The sequence below is a fragment of the Mesorhizobium sp. M7A.F.Ca.CA.004.04.2.1 genome (assembly GCF_004022825.1).
Classification (GTDB): domain Bacteria; phylum Pseudomonadota; class Alphaproteobacteria; order Rhizobiales; family Rhizobiaceae; genus Mesorhizobium.
The window spans coordinates 1-2,384 of sequence record NZ_RZPH01000930.1 but is presented as its reverse complement, the minus strand read 5'-3'; the positions used below and the strand labels follow the sequence as shown (position 1 = coordinate 2,384).

The window sequence follows — 2,384 nt, the reverse complement described above, 5'->3', positions numbered from 1 at the left end:
AGCGGCTGATGCGCCTGCGCGGGGTCGCCGGGACCGAAATTGACGGTCGGCGTGTTGCCGAGGCCGGTCGGCAGGCCGATGTCGCTGTGCGCGCCAAAACCACTCAGGACCGGCGAGAGATTGGCTTCTTTGACGGCCTCCTGGAAGACGCCGACAAAGGGATTGTCCGAGGGGATTTCGGCGCAATCGGCGTCGAGGATCCACTCGACGCGGGCGGGGTGCTTTCGCAGGTAGGGGTCTGCCTGGCAGACATTGGCTATGTGCTCTTCGATTTCGCGTTTGACGTTGCCACCCAGTTTGAACTCGTCGTGCTCGCTCGGCAGATATTGAGCGTCGATGATGATCTCGCCGCGCCCTGCCATGGAGGACGGATGTTCGCCGGCGCTCATCTGGGTGACGATGATCTGGTTGGGCAGGTCCATCAACGGATGGTTCTTTCTGGGATCGAACATCCAGCGCCGGTTGAGGATGTCGATGCCGTCGAGGATTTGCCGGCAAAGCTGGACGGCATCGACCGGGCCGCTCGAATACCAGGCATTGGGCGTCAGCTCCGCATGCCCGCCTATGCCGTCAATGATGATCTTCCCCCACAGAATGCCGTGACAGAGCGGTGCGATCTTGTTCGCCGTCGGTTCGGTCATGATGCCGGCGTCGGCGTGAAAGCCGCGATCGACCATGGCCAGCGACCCCATGCCGCCGATTTCCTCGTCGACGACGGTGGTGAAGACGACGTCTCCGGACAGGGGAATGTCGAGTCCCTTCAGGATCTCGACGGCCATCAGCATGCAGGCGACGCCGCCTTTCATGTCGACCGTACCGCGGCCGTGTAGAAATCCGTCCTTGAGGACGGGCTGGAACGGGTCGGTCGTCCAGTGCCCTGCGGCGCCGGGCGGGACGACATCGATATGGCCGGTCAGCATGATGGAGCGACCGCCGCCCGTGCCCTTCAAGACGCCGCCGAGATTGGGCCGGCCTTCGAACGTCCTGCCTTTGTTGGCGCCGGCGCGCCCCTTGTATTTTTCGTAGAGTGCAGGGCCATCCGGGTCCCATAGATCGGTCGAGAAGCCGAGCGCCTCGATCCGCTTTTGCAGATAGAGCTGGCAATCACGCTCGCCGGGGCCGGCCTCCTTTGGATCGGATTTCACGATCGAGGGGAAGGCGACGAGATCGCTCAGCGTTTGGACGATACGGTCAGCGCTTGCCTCGACGCGCGCGGCAATGATCTCTTCCATGGACGGCATCATGATCTCCAACGTTGGGAAAGTCGGTCGGCGAGAAGGACGAAAACCAGAAGGGCGCCGACAATCCCCACCTGCCAAACCGTGTTGATGTTCAATTGCAGAAGGCCGGTCTTCAGCGTGACCAGCAGCAGGACGGCCGCGAACACGCCGCCAACGCCACCGCGCCCTCCGGTGATGGCGATGCCTCCAAGCATGGCGGCAGTCAGCGATTCGAGTTCGAGGTTCTGGCCGATATTGGGCCTGCCGCTGCCGAGCCAGGAGATCGAGACGAGCCCAGCGGCGCCGGCGAGCGCGCCACTCAAGGCGTAGAGGATCAAGCGAACGCGATCGACCGGAATACCGACCAGCCTGGCCGAGCGTTCGTTGAAACCCATGGCGTAGATCCAGCGCCCCCACGCTGTCGAGAGCAGCACCAAACCGGCTAGCGCAAAGCAGGGGATGGCAAGGGTGAGAAAGGGCAGGGGAATGCCCATGACGACGCCGCGCCCCCACACAAGCAGCCAGGAGGGCACGCCTGCTTGGGCCGCGCCGCCGGTAATGGCAAGTGCAGCGCCGGAATAGACGAAGAAGGTGCCGAGCGTCGCGATGAAGGGGAGAAGCGCGAGCCCGTTCACCAGCCATCCGTTCAAGGCACCGAGCATCGCGCCGGCCAGGATGCAGACGGCGGGCAGCAGGACCGGCGGCAATCCCAGCTTGAGGCAAAGCATCGCGACGATGGCGGACAGCGAGACCGCACCGCCGACCGAGAGGTCGATGCCGGCGCCACCGGCCATGATGACCAGCCCTTGTCCAAGGCCGACCAGGGCAAGGATCGTCGAGAACTGAAGAATGGTGGTGACGGTGCCGAGATTGAAAACAGAAGGCCTGAGCGCCAGCAGGCCGACAATCACGATCAGCCAAAGCATACAGAGCAAAGCCAGGGTAAGGGCCGGGCCTTGCAGGTTGCGGAGCGTTTTCATGCGCGGGCTCGTTGAAATCTGCCGAGCGGCAATCGGTTGCAAACAGCTTCGAAGCCAAGCACGCCGATGATGAGAACGCCGGTGACGACAGGCTGCCAAAGGGAAGGGACACCGATCAGCAGCAGGCCGTTCTGCAGGATTCTCAGAAGCAGCACGCCGAGCACGGTGCCGATCAGGCTGCATC

Annotated in this window: 2 protein-coding genes and 1 pseudogene; all 3 read right to left on the bottom strand. The window is 63.3% G+C overall.

The window, feature by feature from the left end; all coding sequences use genetic code 11:
• The coding region (locus EN893_RS29350) for a M20/M25/M40 family metallo-hydrolase (RefSeq protein WP_245490924.1) at positions 1 to 1,244 on the bottom strand (1,244 nt) is incomplete at its 3' end.
• Positions 1,241 to 2,200, bottom strand: a complete 960-nt coding sequence (locus EN893_RS29345; protein ID WP_127270155.1) for an ABC transporter permease — start codon at positions 2,198 to 2,200, stop codon at positions 1,241 to 1,243. The genes EN893_RS29345 and EN893_RS29350, both read right to left, overlap by 4 nt.
• Positions 2,197 to 2,384, bottom strand: a pseudogene (locus EN893_RS29340) (ABC transporter permease); the annotation flags it as partial. The pseudogene EN893_RS29340 and the gene EN893_RS29345, both read right to left, overlap by 4 nt.